The organism is Nonomuraea sp. NPDC049607 (assembly GCF_040675375.1).
Taxonomy (GTDB): domain Bacteria; phylum Actinomycetota; class Actinomycetes; order Streptosporangiales; family Streptosporangiaceae; genus Nonomuraea.
Genome location: NZ_JBFAOV010000011.1, coordinates 215,330 through 231,724, shown reverse-complemented (window position 1 = coordinate 231,724; position 16,395 = coordinate 215,330). Strand labels below are relative to the sequence as shown.

The 16,395-nt window shown below is 72.8% G+C and carries 14 protein-coding genes; 9 read left to right on the top strand and 5 right to left on the bottom strand.

The annotated features are described in order from the left end of the window. Positions 1-3 precede the first annotated feature (3 nt). A complete protein-coding gene (locus tag AB0J97_RS23415) occupies positions 4-1,401 on the bottom strand; it encodes a hypothetical protein (RefSeq protein ID WP_364091885.1) in 1,398 nt (465 codons plus the stop codon). Between the two features lie 192 nt (positions 1,402-1,593). Continuing rightward, on the bottom strand, positions 1,594-2,364 hold the full coding sequence (locus AB0J97_RS23410) for an alpha/beta hydrolase (protein ID WP_364091883.1): 771 nt from the start codon (positions 2,362-2,364) through the stop codon (positions 1,594-1,596). Between the two features lie 57 nt (positions 2,365-2,421). On the opposite strand from AB0J97_RS23410, the gene AB0J97_RS23405 reads away from it, so the two are divergent. From AB0J97_RS23405 to AB0J97_RS23390, 4 genes are all read left to right on the top strand, one after another. Then, on the top strand, positions 2,422-3,108 hold the full coding sequence (locus tag AB0J97_RS23405) for a TetR/AcrR family transcriptional regulator C-terminal domain-containing protein (RefSeq protein WP_364091881.1): 687 nt from the start codon (positions 2,422-2,424) through the stop codon (positions 3,106-3,108). A 434-nt stretch (positions 3,109-3,542) separates the two neighbouring features. After that, positions 3,543-3,938 (top strand): DUF2267 domain-containing protein, encoded by a 396-nt coding sequence (locus AB0J97_RS23400; protein WP_364091879.1) that lies wholly within the window; start codon positions 3,543-3,545, stop codon positions 3,936-3,938. 435 nt (positions 3,939-4,373) lie between these two features. After that, the gene (locus AB0J97_RS23395; RefSeq protein WP_357699524.1) at positions 4,374-4,817 is read left to right on the top strand and encodes an Hsp20/alpha crystallin family protein; all 444 of its coding nucleotides are present in this window, start codon (positions 4,374-4,376) and stop codon (positions 4,815-4,817) included. A gap of 141 nt (positions 4,818-4,958) precedes the next feature. Then, complete coding sequence (locus AB0J97_RS23390; protein WP_357699522.1) at positions 4,959-5,282, top strand: MerR family transcriptional regulator; 324 nt, start codon at positions 4,959-4,961, stop codon at positions 5,280-5,282. 217 nt (positions 5,283-5,499) lie between these two features. Here the strand turns inward: AB0J97_RS23390 and AB0J97_RS23385 are convergent, their stop codons facing one another. Next, positions 5,500-6,741: a hypothetical protein gene (locus tag AB0J97_RS23385; protein WP_364091877.1), complete on the bottom strand. Its 1,242-nt coding sequence runs from the start codon at positions 6,739-6,741 to the stop codon at positions 5,500-5,502. A 315-nt stretch (positions 6,742-7,056) separates the two neighbouring features. Next, entirely contained in the window at positions 7,057-8,529 is a 1,473-nt protein-coding gene (locus AB0J97_RS23380; protein WP_364091875.1) for an MFS transporter, read from the bottom strand. A 65-nt stretch (positions 8,530-8,594) separates the two neighbouring features. Here AB0J97_RS23380 and AB0J97_RS23375 point away from each other — a divergent pair, with 65 nt between their 5' ends. The 4 genes from AB0J97_RS23375 to AB0J97_RS23360 all read left to right on the top strand — a co-directional run bounded on the left by AB0J97_RS23375 (position 8,595) and on the right by AB0J97_RS23360 (position 14,811). Beyond that, positions 8,595-9,575, top strand: coding sequence for a WYL domain-containing protein (locus AB0J97_RS23375; RefSeq protein ID WP_364091873.1), 981 nt, complete (start codon positions 8,595-8,597; stop codon positions 9,573-9,575). 414 nt (positions 9,576-9,989) lie between these two features. Next, complete coding sequence (locus tag AB0J97_RS23370) at positions 9,990-13,217, top strand: BTAD domain-containing putative transcriptional regulator (RefSeq protein ID WP_364091871.1); 3,228 nt, start codon at positions 9,990-9,992, stop codon at positions 13,215-13,217. 50 nt (positions 13,218-13,267) lie between these two features. Then, positions 13,268-14,011: an SDR family NAD(P)-dependent oxidoreductase gene (locus AB0J97_RS23365; RefSeq protein ID WP_357699515.1), complete on the top strand. Its 744-nt coding sequence runs from the start codon at positions 13,268-13,270 to the stop codon at positions 14,009-14,011. Positions 14,012-14,016: 5 nt separating this feature from the next. Next, positions 14,017-14,811 (top strand): sigma factor, encoded by a 795-nt coding sequence (locus AB0J97_RS23360; RefSeq protein WP_364091869.1) that lies wholly within the window; start codon positions 14,017-14,019, stop codon positions 14,809-14,811. 6 nt (positions 14,812-14,817) lie between these two features. Here AB0J97_RS23360 and AB0J97_RS23355 read toward each other — a convergent pair whose 3' ends face one another. Next, complete coding sequence (locus AB0J97_RS23355) at positions 14,818-14,952, bottom strand: hypothetical protein (protein ID WP_364091867.1); 135 nt, start codon at positions 14,950-14,952, stop codon at positions 14,818-14,820. A gap of 305 nt (positions 14,953-15,257) precedes the next feature. On the opposite strand from AB0J97_RS23355, the gene AB0J97_RS23350 reads away from it, so the two are divergent. After that, positions 15,258-16,352, top strand: a complete 1,095-nt coding sequence (locus tag AB0J97_RS23350) for a winged helix DNA-binding domain-containing protein (protein ID WP_364091865.1) — start codon at positions 15,258-15,260, stop codon at positions 16,350-16,352. Positions 16,353-16,395 lie beyond the last annotated feature (43 nt).

Below are 16,395 nucleotides of genomic sequence, written 5' to 3'. Positions count from 1 at the left end.
CGATCACCTCAGTCGTTTCTGCGCATGGGACAGGATGTGGTACGTGGCTCTGTGGCCGCCGACCGGGACCTGGCCGATCAGCAGGGTCCTGGTGCCGTGGCCGGCGTTGGGCGAGCCCGGCGCCATCCTCGACCACGCGTGCCTGACGTGCGTGGTCAGGTAGCCGGTGTCGCTGCCGGTGTCGGCCAGGACGACGACGCGGTGGACGGGGTAACGGTCGATGACGCGCTGCAGCTCGTAGCCGGTGCCGATGTTCTCCTTCTGGAAGCCCGACAGGTCGATGACGACGAGGTCGGCCAGATCCAGGAGGGTGTCGACGGCGCGTTTCCAGTAGGCGCCGTGGCACAGGAAGGCGGACATGGGATATCCGCCCTTGAAGTCCCAGACGGGCAGGGCTCTGCCGCCGACGTCCCTGATGAGGTGGAACCCGCGCCGCAGCGGCTCGAAGGAGCGCGCGTCGAGTTCGCGCCGCATGCGCTGGTCGGAGGCGACGAACAGGTTCCCGAGCGTCCCGGCGCGGCGCATCCGCACCAGGTCGGACCGGCGCACGGAGGCGGCACTGCGCAGCAGGTGCACATACCCCCAGCGGCGGAAGGCCCCCTTGACGAAGTCGCGCATCCGCAGCTCGTTCTCGAACAGCCGGAAGTAGGCGATGTTCAGCGGCGGCAGGCCGAAGACGTTGCGGGTGGCGCTGACCTTGGGCAGGCCGAAGATGACGTCGCCGGGCGGCGCGTAGTTGGTGATCCTCAGCTCGGGGACGACCGGCGCGCGGTAGCGGGACAAGGCGGCGGTGGCGGGCGGCATCAGCTCGGCGAACGCCGGGTCCTGCGAGAGCTTGCGCACCTGCCAGGCCAGCAGCCGCCGCCGCGTGACGTCGACGCCCACCACGATCAGCACGACCAGCCCCACCCCGGTGGCCACGGAGGCGAACAGGGTCGCGTCCTCCTCGCGCTGTCCCATCCGCTCGGGCGTGAGCAGGATGCCCAGTCCCACCATCGCCAGCGGGATGGCCACCCACGCCAGGACCAGCCCCAGGACGTTGCCCAGCGTGGCCCGGCCCGGTCTCGACCTCCGCAGAGCGGCGCCGTGCTCGGCCGAGGGCGGCAGCAGCAGCGCCTTGACCGGATCGCGTGCCTGCCGTCGCTGCGACAGCGCGATCCGCAGGCGGGCCACCCGCACGACCAGCGCGACGGTGAACAGCGCGCAGGCCAGGCCGGCGCCGGCGGACAGCAGGGGGAACAGGGCGGAGTCGCGGGGAATCTCCACGTAGACGTTCAGCTCGGGGCCCCAGCCGCTCCTGTAGGCGTGGGCCAGCGAGGCCACGCCTCCGGTGCAGAGGCCGCCGAGCAGGTTGCCGCGCGCCGCTTCGGCCTCGGCCGCGGGGTCGAGCCGGTACCGCATGATCCACCTCCGTTCCCACAGAGTGTGACCACCCAGGAGCCCCTGCGCCTGAGTAGCCCCTACTCAGGCGCAGCGGTGAATCGGAGTCCCTGCGGTACGGCCGCCTTGGTCTCCGGCCGCATGGCCCAAGTGTCGTGCGGCTGAGATCCGTCGGCAACATCGAATTCGGCGCCCCGCCCCTCGGGGGCGGGCTCAGTCGACGATCACCTTCTCGGCCAGCTCCCGGATGACGCGGGCCACCTCGGCCGGCTTCTTGAGGTCGGCCCCGTGATCACATCCGGACAGCACCACCCGCTCGGCGCGCGGCATCACGCGCTGGATGGCGTCCAGCCGCTCGGCCAGGTGCGCCGGGCTGAGCTCGCCGCCGAGCAGGACCGTGGGGACCTCGATCGCGGCGTAGGCGTCGAGGCGCACGCCCAGCCGGTCCATCGCCTCCAGGTCGTCGAGCTGCCTGGGGATCAGACGGCGGTAGTACGGGATGAGGGCCGTGATCGCGCCGCCGAGCCACGCCTGCCGGCCCGGCAGGCCGATGGTGCCCCGCAGGAAGACCGTCAACGCCTTGCCCGGCCTGCCCGACGCCATCGCCGCGCGAGCCCGCCGGAGCACCACGCCGCCCTCCCCCGACAGCGGCGGCCCGATCACCGCGGGCGGCTCGAAGATCACAGCACCGGCGAACGAGGACGGCGAGGCCACCAGGGCCTCCAGCGCGACCACCGCGCCGGAGGAGTGGCCGTAGAGAACCACCGGCCCCCCGGCGGACCGTACGAGCGCCAGCAGGTCCTCGACCTCCTGCTCCACCTGGACGGGCGCGCCGCGCTCCGGCCGGTACTGCAGGCGGTCCGGTCGCAGCACCCGGTAGCGGCCGGACAGGAGCGCGGCCACCTTCCCGCATCGCCTCCCGTCGGACAGCCCCGGATGGACCATCACGATCGGCGGCCCCTGCCCCTCGTCGTGAACACCCACCGCGCCTCCTCACTTAGCATTGCTAAGGACGTCACTTAGCAACGCTAAGCTACGCGCATGCCCGACGACAAGAGGCCCGGCCTGACCAAGCAGACACTGATCGACACCGCACTTCGCCTGCTGGACGAGGTGGGGCTGGAAGGGCTCACGGTGCGGCGGCTCGCCGCGGAGCTCGGCGTCCGGTCCCCCGCGCTGTACTGGCACATCCGCACCAAGCAGGAACTGCTCGACGGGATGGCCGACGCGATCTGCCGGGCTCCGGGCATGGGGCCGCCCCGTGACGACGAGTCCTGGCAGGACTGGCTCCTGCGCCGCGCGCGGGCGTACCGCGCCACGCTGCTGGCCCGGCGCGACGGCGCACGCGTGGTCGCCCACGCCCGCTCACTGAGCCCTGAGACCGTGGCCCTGTTCGATCAGGAGCTGACGGCCATGGTCGAACGCGGCTTCACACCGGCCCTGGCGCTGCACACGATCGCCTCCCTGACTTACTACGTGAACGGATTCGTCCTCCAGGAGCAGGCTGCGGCGCCGACGCCGGGGTCCCGGGAGCAGGCGCCGGCCATGCTGCTGGCCGCCCTGCGCGAGGGCGGCGGGCCGGTCGGCGAGAAGGCGTTCGAACACGGCCTGCGCGTGCTCATCGACGGGACGTCCGCCGCGCTGTCCCCCGCTCCCGGCACCGGCCGGCAAGGCAACCGCACGCCCGGAAGCACTGGCGGGGCGTCGCCACGTCCCCTCACTCCGTAGCTCAGAGGCTCTGACGGACGTGGTTCGCCGCCTCGGTTCGGTGGCGGACGCCGATCAGGGCCAGCCGTTCCCGCCTGCGGCCGAGCCCACCACCCGTCTCGATCTCGAATCCCGGGTCCTGTTCGATCCGTGATCGGCTGCCGGTCAGCTGTGATGCACTGCCGCGTGGTAGGTGTCGAGGACGACCGCGGCCTCAGGTTCCGGGTCAGCGCGGGCCCGGCGGAGGACGTCGCCGGCCGCGGTGGGCAGGGTGATGTGGTCGGTAGCGGTTAGCGGTCACCGGTGACGGGGACGTATCGGACTTGGGTGATGGCTTGGCGGTTACTGTGCGGGCTTGTGCCGGTCTGCCGTGACGGGCCGGAACCGGGGATGGGGGCTCCCATCCCGTGTGGCAGGCCCGCCGCTGCGGCGGCTGTCGGACAGGAAGGGGCATCATGCGGATGCGGTGGGACGCGTTCTTGGCCGCGACCCAGGAGCGCGGCGAATACCCCTCGCGGGAGGAGGCGGAGCAGGCATCCCGCGTCGTCCTGGCCCTGCTGGGCGCGCACCTGGTGGGCGAGGTGCGCAATGAGCTGGCCGCCTGGCTCCCCGAGACGCTGGCGCAGGTCCTGCTCAACCCTCTGCCGGCCTACGAACCGCTGACGCCCGAGCGGTTCGTCCGGGCGACCGCGGCCTGGATCGAGGGTTCCACGGAGAAGACCGCGACGTGGGACGTCAGCGCCGTGCTCAGCGTCGTGGCCGACACCGCGGGCGAGGACCTGATGAAGCGGATCCTGCTGCAGCTCCCGCCCGGCTACGACCTGCTGTTCGGCCGCCCACAGCCAATCTGACGACCAGCCCCTCCGCGGAGGGGGGCCGGCGCAGCGGGCGGCGCCGGGCGGAGCTTGGGCCCCGCTCCAGGCGCCCGCGCCTCGAGACTGATCTTCCGCACCCCGTGCAGACGCACCGGTGACGCGCCCTTTCTGCGGGCACGCCCAGGGAGCGAGCCCGCAGCATCCAGCCTGATCAACAAACGGAGCGGCTCCCGTGCTGCCCGCTTCCTCCGCCTTCCTGCCGGACGGACCCGCCGTCGGACGGACTGCCTTCATCCCTGACTCCACGAGACCGTTGGTGATGCTGCCGTTTGCCTGCTTCGAGCTGGGGTTATCTGCATTCTTGACAACCCGGGCCTGCAGATTCTTATAATCCGAACGAGAGGTTCCCTCATAGGGAAGGGACAGGAAGCCCGGGCCGGGAAGGCGGCTCGGGGGTCTTCGGAGGTGACGATGATGCTGCTGACGTCGATCGACCCGTTCGTGCAGGAGTTCGAGCGTCAGTTCGACCGGCTGGCCCGCGAGGCCGCCGCGCAGAGCGGCGGCGCGGTCATGCCGATGGACGGGATCCGCCGCGCCGACGATGTGGTGCTGCGCTTCGATCTGCCCGGCATCGACCCCGATTCCATCGAAGTGACCGTCGACCGCGGGGTGCTGTCGGTGTCGGCGCGCCGCGAGGAGGAATACGGCGAGGACGAGCGAGTGTTCGTCCGCGAACGGGTGATGGGTACGTTCACCCGCCGCGTCTACCTGTCCGAGCACCTGGACGCCGACGCGATCGACGCCGCCTACTCCAACGGCGTGCTGGTCGTGCGCATCCCGGTGCTCGAGCGCGCCAAGCCGCGCAAGGTGGCCATCCACCATGGCGGCGACATTCACAAGGCGATCAAGCGCTGACCACCCAGGGGGACCACACTCCGCAGGAGCGTCCGAACGCTACGGCGGGCGCGAACCGCCCCCGGCGGCACAGAGCACAAGCGCCGGGGCGGGTGCGCGCCCGCCGGCATCACCACTCCCGGGAGAAGGGAGCCCCCCTGGATGAGCTTTTCCCTCGATGACGAGTACGCGCCCCTGTTCACCGTCGGCCAGGTCGCGGCGATGCTTCAGGTGCAGCAGGCCTTCCTGCGCCGTATCGACGACCAGCAGCTGGTGTCCCCGCAGCGCTCCACCGGCGGGCAACGCCGCTACAGCCGCCGCGAGATCAACCGCATCCAGCAAGTGGTCGTCATGAAGGACCAGGGCATGACCCTGCCCGCCATCCGCCTCATCCTGGAGTTGCAGCATGAGCTCGCCCAGGTCACCCGCGAGCGGGACGAGCTGGCCCGCCGCCTGGCCAACCTGCAGCCGGACCCGAACACCTGACGCGCCCCACGCCACCTGCCGCACCCGCCGGCAAGCCCGTCGCGATCCCCACGGTCGAGGCTGACCCGGCCGAACCTCTCTCCGCGGCCCGTCTCTGCCGTGTTCCGGTGGCACCCGCACGCAGTCTCCACCGGCACCGACGAGGAGCCCTGGATCTGCCCCGAGCGAGGGCATCCGGGTGCCGTGTCACCTGTGCTCACTCCCTGGGCTCCCCGGTTCACGGCGCATGGTCGGACACGGGCTCGGGGGGCTGGGCGGGTCCCTGCGCCCGCAGTTCGGCGGCGACCGCTCGTTCCCGGAGGCGGGCGGCCTCCGCGCGTGCCGCCTCCAGCTCGGCCCGCACGTCCGCCAGCCGTACACGTTCCAGCCGCAACTCCGCCAGCAGCTGATCGCGTTCCTTGACCGCCGCCGTGGCCCGCGCCTTCTCCCGCGCGTGCTGCTTGCGCTCCTTGGCCAGCGCCGTGGCGGCGTCCTGCTCGGCCGCCGCCAGCTTCAGGGCCAGCTCGCCCGCCTCGGTCGCGGCCTGGGCGGCCTCCCGCAGCGCGACCGCCCCGTCCCGCTCGGCCTCGGCGGCGGCGCGTTCGGCGCGTTCGGCCCGCGCCACGGCTCGCTCCCGCTCCTGCGCGGCCGCCTCCTCCCGGGCCCGGGCCGCGATCACCGCACGCTCGGCCAGCTCGCGCGCCCGCCCGGCCGCCGCCGTCTCCTCGCGGGCGTGATCTCTCTCCTCCCGCGCCCGGTCGGCCTCCGCCCCCGCCTGTACGGCCTGCGCCCGCGCCTCCCCGGCCCGCTCCTCGGCCGCCTCCACCTGCTCGGCCAGCTCCTGAACGACCTGATCCCTGGTCTGCTCGGTCAGCTCCGCCTGGCGCGAGGTCTCCTTCACCCGCCGTTCGGCCTGCTCGGCCCGCCGGATCGCCTTCTCGGCGGTCTGCAACGCCTGGCGTTCGGTGCTGGCCGCCTCGCGCAACGCGGCCAGGGCCTGCTCGCGGGCGCGTTCGGCGTCCTGGAGGGCCGTCTCACGCTCGTTCTCGGCCTCCTCCAGCCGCTCTCGCATCTCGGCGGTCTGCCGGCGGGCGTGCTCGGTGGCCTCGCGGGCGAGGCGTACCTGCTCGAAGGCCTGTTCGCGTTCGGTGCGGGCGATCGCCACACGTGTGTGGGCCTCGGCCTGGACGGCGCTGAGCTTGGCCTCGACCCCGGCCGGGCTCAGCTCGTCGGCCAGGGCCTTGGCCAGCGGCTCGATGGCCGCGACGAGGCCGCTCTCCATCCTGTCGTACAACTGCTCGGCCCTGGCCAGCGCGCCTTCCAGCCCCGGGGTCGCCCGCCGCAGCTCGCGCTCCCGCTTGGCCGCCGCCTGGCATCCCTTCTCCGGACAGTACGACTTGGGCCGCCCTCTGCCCGGCCGCTGCTCGACGGGAGCTCCACAATGCTTGCAAGGCGTCACCACGCCGACCTCCGCAGTCACGGCGACACCCTAACATTTTCTAATTTCTGGAAATTCAAATACGGAAATTGACTGTGAGCGTGCACTGGCAAGGTGAAGGGGTGTCCGTACGGCGTCCCGCGCCGTCCAGACCCCCGGCGCCGCAGGTCAACGCCGTGGCTCTGGACGCCTGCCGGGCATGCGCCCCACATCCGGCCGACCACTCAGACGTACGGTGCCTCCGGCGTGTCGTCGTCGCCGCGCCAGGAGTTGATGACCAGCGGACAGGAACAGCGGACCGTACGTGCCGCCGTCCGGCAGTCGGAGCAGACGAGGCAGCAGGTGGACGGTGCCGCTCTACTCGGCGTGCTCGATCGCGGCTTTCGGGAGGGCGAGCATCACGAGCGCCGTGATCAGGTACAGCGCGGCGGAGACGACCAGGACGATGCCGAACGCGTGACTGTAGTCGGGCAGCGCCGGTGCTCCGGTGGCCGAACCGGTGACGGAGGCGAAGAAGATCGTGCCGAGCACGGCGATGCCGACGGCGCCGCCTACCTGGTTGACGGTGGAGAGCACCCCGCCCGCGGCGCCCGCGTTGCGTCCGGGGACGCCGGCGAGGACGACGTTGACGAGAATGGGTGCGGCGAGCCCGAGCCCGAGGCCGCCGACGAAGAGTGCGAGGGCGAGGAGCCAGTATCCGGGATCGTCGCCGTCCTTGACGATGAACCACAGGACGAGCTGAGACGCCGCGATGGTGAGCGAGCCGATGATCAGGAGCGTTCTGCCCGCCCTGGCGGCGAGAGCGACGCCGAGCCCGGACGTGATGATGGAGCCGAGCGCGTACGGGAGGATCACCAGGCCGGTCTCCCATGCGGTTCGGCCGGTTCCCTCCTGGAGGTAGACCGAGAGGGTGAGAAAGTACGACCCGATGCCGCCGAAGAAGAGCACCGAAGCGCCCAGGCCCACTGCGAAGGCGCGGATTCTCAGCAGAGCCGGGTCAAAGACAGGTTCCTTTCCGACGAGTCGGCGCTCGTGGACGAGGAAGATCGCTAGCAGGCCGGTTCCAGCCGCGAGGAGCACGTAGCCGGCCCAGGTCCGTCCCCATGTCTCGGTCTGGATGATCGGCAGCAGCAGGAGAAGGATGCCCGCGGCCGCGAGCAGCGCGCCCATGAGATCCAGGCGCGCGGTCGAGGCGGAGCGGGACTCCGGCAGGACCTTCGCGCCGATGACGAGCGCCAGGACCGAGACGGGCACGTTGATCCAGAAGATCGTGCGCCAGCCCAGGCCGAACAGGTTGATGTCGACGAGCAGCCCGCCCAGGAGCGGGCCGGCCACCGAGGCGAGACCCTGGACCGCTCCGTAGGCGCCGAACGCCTTGGCGCGCTCGGCCGGCGCGAACGATGCCCGGATGATCCCGAACACCTGCGGGACGAGGATCCCGGCGGTCAGTCCCTGCCCGGCCCGCATGCCGATGAGCATGCCCGGATCGACGGCCAGCGCGCACAGCGCCGAGGTGACCATGAACCCGGCCAGCCCGATCATGAACAGCCGTTTGCGTCCGTACTGATCGCCGAGCCGTCCGCCGGTGATCAGGCCCGCGCCCAGGGTGAGGGTGTAGGCGGCGATCGTCCACTGGATCTGAGCGTCGCCGGCGCCCAGATCTTGCGCTACCGCCGGTGCAGCGACGGTGACGATCGTGGCGTCGAGAAGGTCCATGAAGGAGCCGAAGAGCACCACCAGCAGCGCCGCGGTCGCGCCGGCGCCGACGATGGGTGTCGGAGAAGCCTCCGTGACGGGGGTGCCCTTTCGAGGGCTCGGTGAAGCGGTCATGGCGGCCACCATCGTCGGCATAGTTGCCATCGAGTGACCGCTACCGGTGAGAGAATCGGCGAATCATGGCTGCTACCTCCGCGCGGGCGCTCAAGCTGCTGTCGATCTTCGGGATCGGCGCGACCCTGACCGCCGAGGAGCTCGCCACCCGGCTCGGAGCGTCGGTACGAACCGTACGTCGCGACATCGATACGCTCCGGGAACTCGGGTACGAGATCGAGGCCGTCCGCGGCGCGGGGGGAGGGTATCGGCTCGGTCGCGCCACCCGCTTGCCGCCGGTCGTCTTCGATGAGGATCAGGCCGTCGCCGCGGCCGTCGCGCTCCAGACCGTGCCGGCGGTCCTGTCCGGCATCCGCGAGAACGCGGCGCGTGCTCTGGCCACGCTGCGCCAGGCGATGCCCGCGCGTAGCCGCCTGCACGCCGAGGCGTTCACCATCTCCTCGGCCCGCAACTACTGGGAGTTCCCCGCGCCGCCGATCGACGCCGAGATCGTCCGTGCCGTCGGCGGCGCGATCAACCGGCGGCACCTTGTTCGCGTGGACTACACCGGTGACGGCGAACCCGTCACGCTGAAGCTGGAGCCGCACGATCTCGTGGTGTGGGCCGGACGCTGGTATCTGGTCGCCTTCGACCCCGATGCGGGCCGATGGCGCGCGATGCGCGTCGATCGCATCACGGCACACATGCCCACGCACACGCCCTTCGGCCGACGTGACATCCCGCACGGCGATCCCGTCGCCTTCGTCATGACCGCACACGACCGCGGAGACGCCGCCGCCGAGTGGCCGTGCCGCGGCTCAGCCGTCCTCGCCCTGCCCGCCTCCACCGTCGCCCGGTTCGCCCCCGGCGGATCAACCGTCGAGTACGCCACCGAAACCACGTGCCGGCTCACACTTGGCGCATGGTCATGGCCAGGGCTGGCAGGACTGCTCCTCACCTTCGACGCCGACCTCACCGACATCGAACCTGCCGAACTCAGGCAGGCCCTGCACTCCCTGCGCACCCGGATCAGCAAGGGACTCCGGCCCGGCCGACCTCACCGGTGACCTGACGCCGGCCCTCTCTCTGACAGGGCCGGCGGAGGGACCGGCGGGCGTACGGGTTACGACAGGTGGGCGTAGATGGTCCAGTCCGCGCCGGAGCAGGTGCCGCGGAAGGTCGGCTCCTGGTAGGGGCCGGCATCGACCGCATCGTCGCTTCGTCGGCTTCTACGAACTGCATGTTTCCCTCCTCATGTGGTTGCACTCATTCATCCGTATGAGCCCAGACGACGAGCCGACGTGACAGGGGGGCAACGCCATTCGGAAAGTCGACCTCCCGTGCCCACGACGTCGCAGCTCACCTGCCCCCTTGAGGACAGGTGAGCCGGTCTATCGGTTCGACGGGTCAAGCCTGCTCCCGGCGTTCGGAAGGGACGTGGAACCGCTTGGGAACGCCCCGCGCGTAGGATGTTGCACGTCATGGTCTTGATCCGGGTTTTGGGCTCTTTCGGCGCCGAGGTCAACGGCGAGCCCGTCCCCCTGGGAGGCCCGCGGCAGCGCGGCGTCCTGGCCCTCCTGGTCGCGGCGCGCGGACAGGTCGTGTCGGTCGACCGGATGATCGAGGACCTCTGGCGCGGTGAGCCGCCGTCCCGTGCGCTGCTCTCCCTCCAGGCGTACGTCTCCAACCTGCGCCGGCTGCTGGAACCCGGCCGCCCGCCCCGAACCCCGGCCCGCCTCCTGGTGAGCGCCGCCCCCGGCTACGCGCTGCGGCTGCCGCCGGAGTCGGTGGACGCCTGGCGTTTCGAGGACCTGCTCGACGAGGCCCGCACGCTCACCGAGCCTCGGGCCGCCCGCGCCCGGCTGGCCGAGGCGTTGGGCCTGTGGCAGGGACCCGCGTTCGCCGAGGTCGCCGACGAGCCGTGGGCCGCCGCCGAGACCGCCCGCCTGAACGAGCTGCGCCTGGTCGCCCGCGAGCTCCACGTCGCGGCGGGCCTGCGGGCGGGCGACCCCGTCTCGGTGGTCCCCGAGGCCGAGCGGCTCACCCGCGACGAACCCCTGCGTGAAGAGGGCTGGCGGCTGCACGCCCTGGCGCTGTGGAGCAGCGCCCGCCAGGCCGACGCCCTGGCGACGCTCCGCCGCGCGCGCGCCACCTTCGCCGACGAACTCGGTCTCGACCCCGGCCCCGACCTGGTCGCCCTGGAAGAGGCGATCCTCGCCCAGCGCATCGACATCCTCCGCACGGCCGTCCCCCCACTCCCGGCCCCCAAGCCTCCGCACGCCGAGCCCCCGCACCGCGCCGCCTCTTTCGTGGGGCGGGAGGGCGAGCTTGCCGCGCTGGTCTCGGCCGCCGGGGAGGCCGCCGCCGACGGGGCGCGCGTCGCTCTTGTCACCGGGGAGGCGGGGCTGGGCAAGTCGACGCTCCTGGAGCACCTCGGCGCGCGGTTGGAGCGCGACGGCTGGCTCGTCGCCGCCGGGCGGTGTCCGGAGGTCGACGGCGCGCCGCCCGCGTGGGCGTGGGTCGAGGCGCTGCGGGCGGTCGCCGCGACCGTTCCTCCGGGGGAGTTCACGGAAGACCTGGCGCCGCTGCTGTCCGACTCCATGCCGGTGGACGGCGACGCCGCCGCCGGGCGCTTCCGGCTGCGCCGGGCCGTGTGGGGCTGGCTCGCGGCGGCCGCCGCGCAACGGCCGGTCGCCGTCGTGCTGGACGACCTGCACTGGGCGGACACGACCACGCTGGGGCTGCTCGGCGGTGGCGTCGGCGTGCGGGCACCGATCCTGGTCGTCGCCGCGTACCGCCAGGACGAGAGCGAGCACCTCACCGAGACGCTGGGTGCGCTCGCCCGCACCGCGCCGCTGCGCCTCGCGCTGCCCGGGCTCGACGGCGCAGCGGTGGCCGAGCTCGTACGGGCCGAGAGCGAGGCCGACGACGCGACGGTGGCGGGGATCGCCGAGCGCACCGGCGGCAACCCGTTCTACGTGCGGGAGAGCGCGCGGCTGCTGAACGGCGAGGGTGCGCTGGTCGCGCTCTCCGAGGTCCCCGAGGGCGTACGGGACGTGCTGCGGCGCCGGCTGGCCAGGCTCCCCGAGAGCGGCGTGTCCGTCCTGCGGCTGGCGGCGGTGGCCGGCCGGGAAAGCTCGGTGGACGTGCTCGTGCAGGCCGCCGACACCGACGCGGACGGCGTGCTGGACGCGCTGGACGCGGGCGTCGTCGCCGGGTTGCTCGACGAGCCGGGGCCGGGGCGCGTCCGGTTCGTTCACGCGCTGGTCAGGGACACACTGGTCGCCGACGTCAGCCGGTTGCGGGCCGCCAGGATGCACGCCAGGATCGCCGCCGCGCTGGAGGGCACCGGCGACGTCGCGGCGCTCGCCCATCACTATGCGCGAGCGGGATCGCCGAAGGCCGTCGGCTACTGCGTGCGGGCCGCCGAGCTGGCCGAGGCGCGCTACGCCCACGACGTGGCCGCCGCTCTCCTCACCGACGCGGTCGCCAACTCCAGCGATCCGGACGAGCGCGTCGGCCTGCTCGGCAGGCTGCTGCGCGCGCAGATCAGGGCCGGGGCCGTCGCCGCGGCCAGGGACACGCGCGAGCAGGCCGTGGAGTACGCCGAGTCGATCGGCCGCGACGACCTCATGATCGCCGCGTTCACCGCCTGGACCGAGCCCACCCCCTGGCAGGCCCGCACGTACGGCACGGTCGACCGTCCCGTCGTCGGCCGCCTCAGCCGCCTGCTCAAGCGGACCGACCTCGCCCCCGACGTGCGGTCCCGGCTGCTCGTCGCGTACGCCAACGAGCTGGTGGGCGAGGACGGTCCGACCGTCCTGGCGGCGGCACGGGAGGCACTCGACCTCACCGCCGATCCCCGCCTCCGGGCCGCGGCGCTCCTGATCCTGGCCGGCGAGACCAGGCGGGAGGAGTACGCCCGCGAGCTGGTGGAGATCGGCGTCGAGCACGACCTGCCCGTCTACCGGGTGACCGGGCTGTTCGACCAGGCCGCGAACGCCGCCGCGGCCAACGACCCCGCGACCATGCGCCGCGTGACCGGGGAGGCGCTCGACCTCGCCCGCGCCTACCGGATGCCGGAGGCGATCAGCGCCGCCGAGATCGCGCTGGCGACCCTGGACCTCGTCGAGGGCCGGTTCACCGACGCCGAGCGCCTCTACGCCGAGGCCACCGCACACATGGAACGCGCCGGATCGGTGCACGCCGGTTTCCGCGGCCTCGCACTGGCGGTGATCCGGCTGAACGACGGCACGCTCGGCGACCACCTGGACGACGTGCGCGCTCTGCACGAGGCGCTCGGCCCGATGGTCGCCGACCTGCTCGCGCTCGCCCTCCTCGCCGCCGGCCGCGGCGACGAGGCACGCACGTCACCGGGCCCGATCCGGCCCGACTTCTTCTTCACGTTCCTGACGAGCCTGCGCGCGATGGCGACCGTCGCACTGAACGACCGCGACGCCGCCGCGGAGATCTACGCGGACCTGCTCCCCCACCGCGACGGTCCCCCGGCCGGTGTGGAGAGCCTGTCGCTGGCCCTGCGCCCGGTCGCCCACACCCTCGGCGAGCTCGCCCTCCTCCTCGGCCGGGCCGACGAGGCCGCCGCCCACTTCGCCCGGGCCGCCGCCATCGCGGATCAGTGGAACGCCCCCCACTGGTCCGCCGACGCCCGAAAGCGCGCCGATCTTGCCCTCGGCCTCCATGTCATGTGAGGTCGATCACAAAGTGTCACAGGTATAGGGGGCGTTCCGTCTTAGAGCGCATGACGAACACGGAACGCACCACCGCCCTGATCACCGGCGCCAACAAGGGCCTCGGCCTGGAAGCCGCTCGCCGCCTCGGCGCGCTCGGCTGGACGATCTTCCTCGGCTCCCGCGACGAAGGCCGCGGAAAGGCCGCCGCCGCCCGGCTGGCCGACGCCGGCATCGACGTGATCATGGTCCCCCTGGACGTGACCTCCGACGCGTCGGTGACCGAGGCCGCCCGGCTCGTCGGCGAGCACACCGGCCACCTGGACGTGCTGATCAACAACGCCGGCGCGCCGGGGAACGCCGTCCCGCCCGCGGACGCCACGGCCGACGAGATCCACGCCGTCTACGACACCAACGTCTACGGCCCGATCAGGGTCACCCACGCCTTCCTGCCCCTGCTCCAGGCCGCCGAGCACCCGCGGGTGGTGATGGTGTCCAGCGCCGCCGGCTCCTTCGCCGTCGTCACGGACCCGGACCAGCCCGTCTCGAAGATGCACGAGCTCGCCTACAGCTCCTCGAAGGCGGCCCTGAACATGATCACCGTCCGGTACGCCCAGGCGCTCCCCCGCATCCGGTTCAACGCCGTCACCCCCGGCGAGACCGCCAACCACACGTTCGCCGCCACCGACATGAACCACCACACCGGCCGGCTCACGGTCACCGAGGGCACCGACTCGATCGTCGAGCTCGCGACCGCCGGCTCCGACGGCCCGACCGGCGTCTTCGTCGACCGTCTCGGCCCGATCGCGTGGTGACCGGCGTGCGCCAGCGGACCCGCCCTCCGCACGAGGAGGTTCCGGCGTGCGACTACCGTATGGAGGCGTCCCCGAACGAGAAGGCCGAGAAGATGAGCCGCGGCACACCGGCAGGCGAGGCGCGGGAACCGGACGTGACCGGCTACCGTCCGCTGCTGTTCTCCATCGCCTACGGGATGACCGGGTCCGTGGGCGACGCCGAGGACATCGTGCAGGACGCGTTCCTCGGCCTGACCAGGGCGCGCAACGTGGGCACCGAGGTCACCGAACCCAAGGCGTACCTGACGACCGCGGTGACGCGGCTGGGCATCGAGGTGAACTGCCGGCAGATCCTCACCCGCGCCAGGCAGCGCATCGCCACCGGCAGGCAGGCGCGCGACGGCGCCCGCCCCCTGGCGCGGCGGGCGGAGGGCGAGGAACTCGCCCGCAGGTTCTTCGCCGCGGCCGACGGCGGCGACCTGGACGCGCTGCTCGGCCTGCTCGCGCCCGACGTGGTCCTGCACGGGGACGGCGGCGGCAAGGCGCAGGCGATGGCCAGACCGGCGGCCGGGGCGTCGCGCGTCGTGAAGATGCTGGTCGCGGGGCTGCGCCGGGTCCGCGCGCTCGGCGTCTCGGCGCGGATCGCCTGGATCAACGGCCGCCCGGGCGCGGTCATGTACGACGCCGAGGGACGGGTGGCGGGCGTGGTCGAGCTGGACGTCGCCGACGGAGTCGTCCAGGCGATCCACTCGGTGGTCAACCCCGACAAGCTCGCCCACCTCGGCCCGGTCTCCGACGTCGCCCGCCTGCCGAAGAAGTGAACCGAGTCAGGAGACGGCGGCGGTGTAGCGGCGGGCCAGCCGGGTGAAGGCGTCATTGAGCTCGGCGGGGCCGACGACCTCGATGTCGGCGTCGAACCTGCCGAGCGCGGCCGCCAGTCCCAGCCACGACCACGACCCCATGACGAGCCGGCAGGCGTGCCGAGGTCTTCTGCATGTTCTCCAAGGTGCCGCAAATAGAGGCCACAAACTGACCGCTTCCTTTGCCAGCATGGGCGGCGCAGCCGGGAGCCGGACGGCCCCCGGCGACCACGAGCCGAACCGGCGAGGAGCCGGCCATGTCCGCCAATGTTGTGATCCACGGGCGCGAGCGTCGTGCGGCCGCTCGGGCCCGCGCAGTGGGTGCCGCTGCACGGCATGGTGAAGGACCGGTTCGGGGTGACCCGGATCGTCGAGCACGGCGCGTCCTGAACCAGAGGGAAGAAGAGATGACCGTTCTGAGCACCAGGGCGCTCAACCGCGCCACGCTCGCCCGGCAGCTGCTGCTCGACCGCGCCGCCCTGCCGGTCGCCGACGCCGTCGCGCACCTGTGCGGCCTGCAGGCGCAGGAGCCGCAGGAGCCCTTCACCGGGCTCTGGTCGCGGTTGCGCGCCTTCGATCCGGCGGCGTTGTCGGACCTGCTGACCGGCCGGGGCGTGGTGCGCACCCACCTGATGCGCCGCACGGTCCACCTGGTCACCGCCGCCGACGTCCTGGCCTGGCGGGGCCGCCACGACGCGATGTTGCGCCAGCGGGTGCTCGGCGTCTACCGCCGCGAGCTCGCCGGGGTCGACCTCGACGAGCTCGCGGCGGCGGGACGGGCGGTGCTGGCCGACGGCGAGCCGCGCTCGATGTCGCAGCTGGCGCGGGCGGTGGCCGGCCGCTGGCCCGCGCCGGGGCCGCGGGCGCTGGGCGAGATGCTGGTCGCCGCGCTGGTCCCGATGGCTCAACTCCCGCCGCGCGGGCTTTGGCGGAAGCGGGCGGCCGTACGCAACCTGCCGCTGTCGTCCTGGCTGGGCCGCGAGGCCGACCCGCCGTCCGCCGACGGCTCCGACCCCGTGGGCCAGGCGCTCGTACGGCGTTACCTGGCGGCGTACGGCCCCGCGGCCACGGCCGACCTGCGCGCCTGGTCCGGCCTGGCGGGCCTGCCGGCGGCCGTGGCCGCGGTACGCGAGGAACTGGTCGCCTTCCGGGACGAGCGCGGCCGGGAACTGCTGGACCTGCCCGGCGCGCCGCGCCCCGACCCCGGCACGTCCGCCCCGGTGCGGTTCCTGCCGGCCTTCGACAACGCGATCCTCGGCTACGACGACCGCGGCCGGATCATCGACGACGTCCACCGCGGCCTGTCGGTCGCCGGCGCCCGGGTGGTGCTGGTCGACGGCCGGGTCTCGGCCACCTGGACCGTCGAGGACGACACCGTGCTCGTCACCCCGCTGCGCGGCCTCTCCACCGCCGAGCGGGCCGCAGTGGCCGAGGAGGGAGGGGCGCTGGCGTCGTTCCTGTCCGACGGCGGCAGCGACCGCATGCGGCTGGTCCCGTCCTGAGGCGGCCGGGTCGATTACGCGCCTGCCGACAAGGCTGATTAGA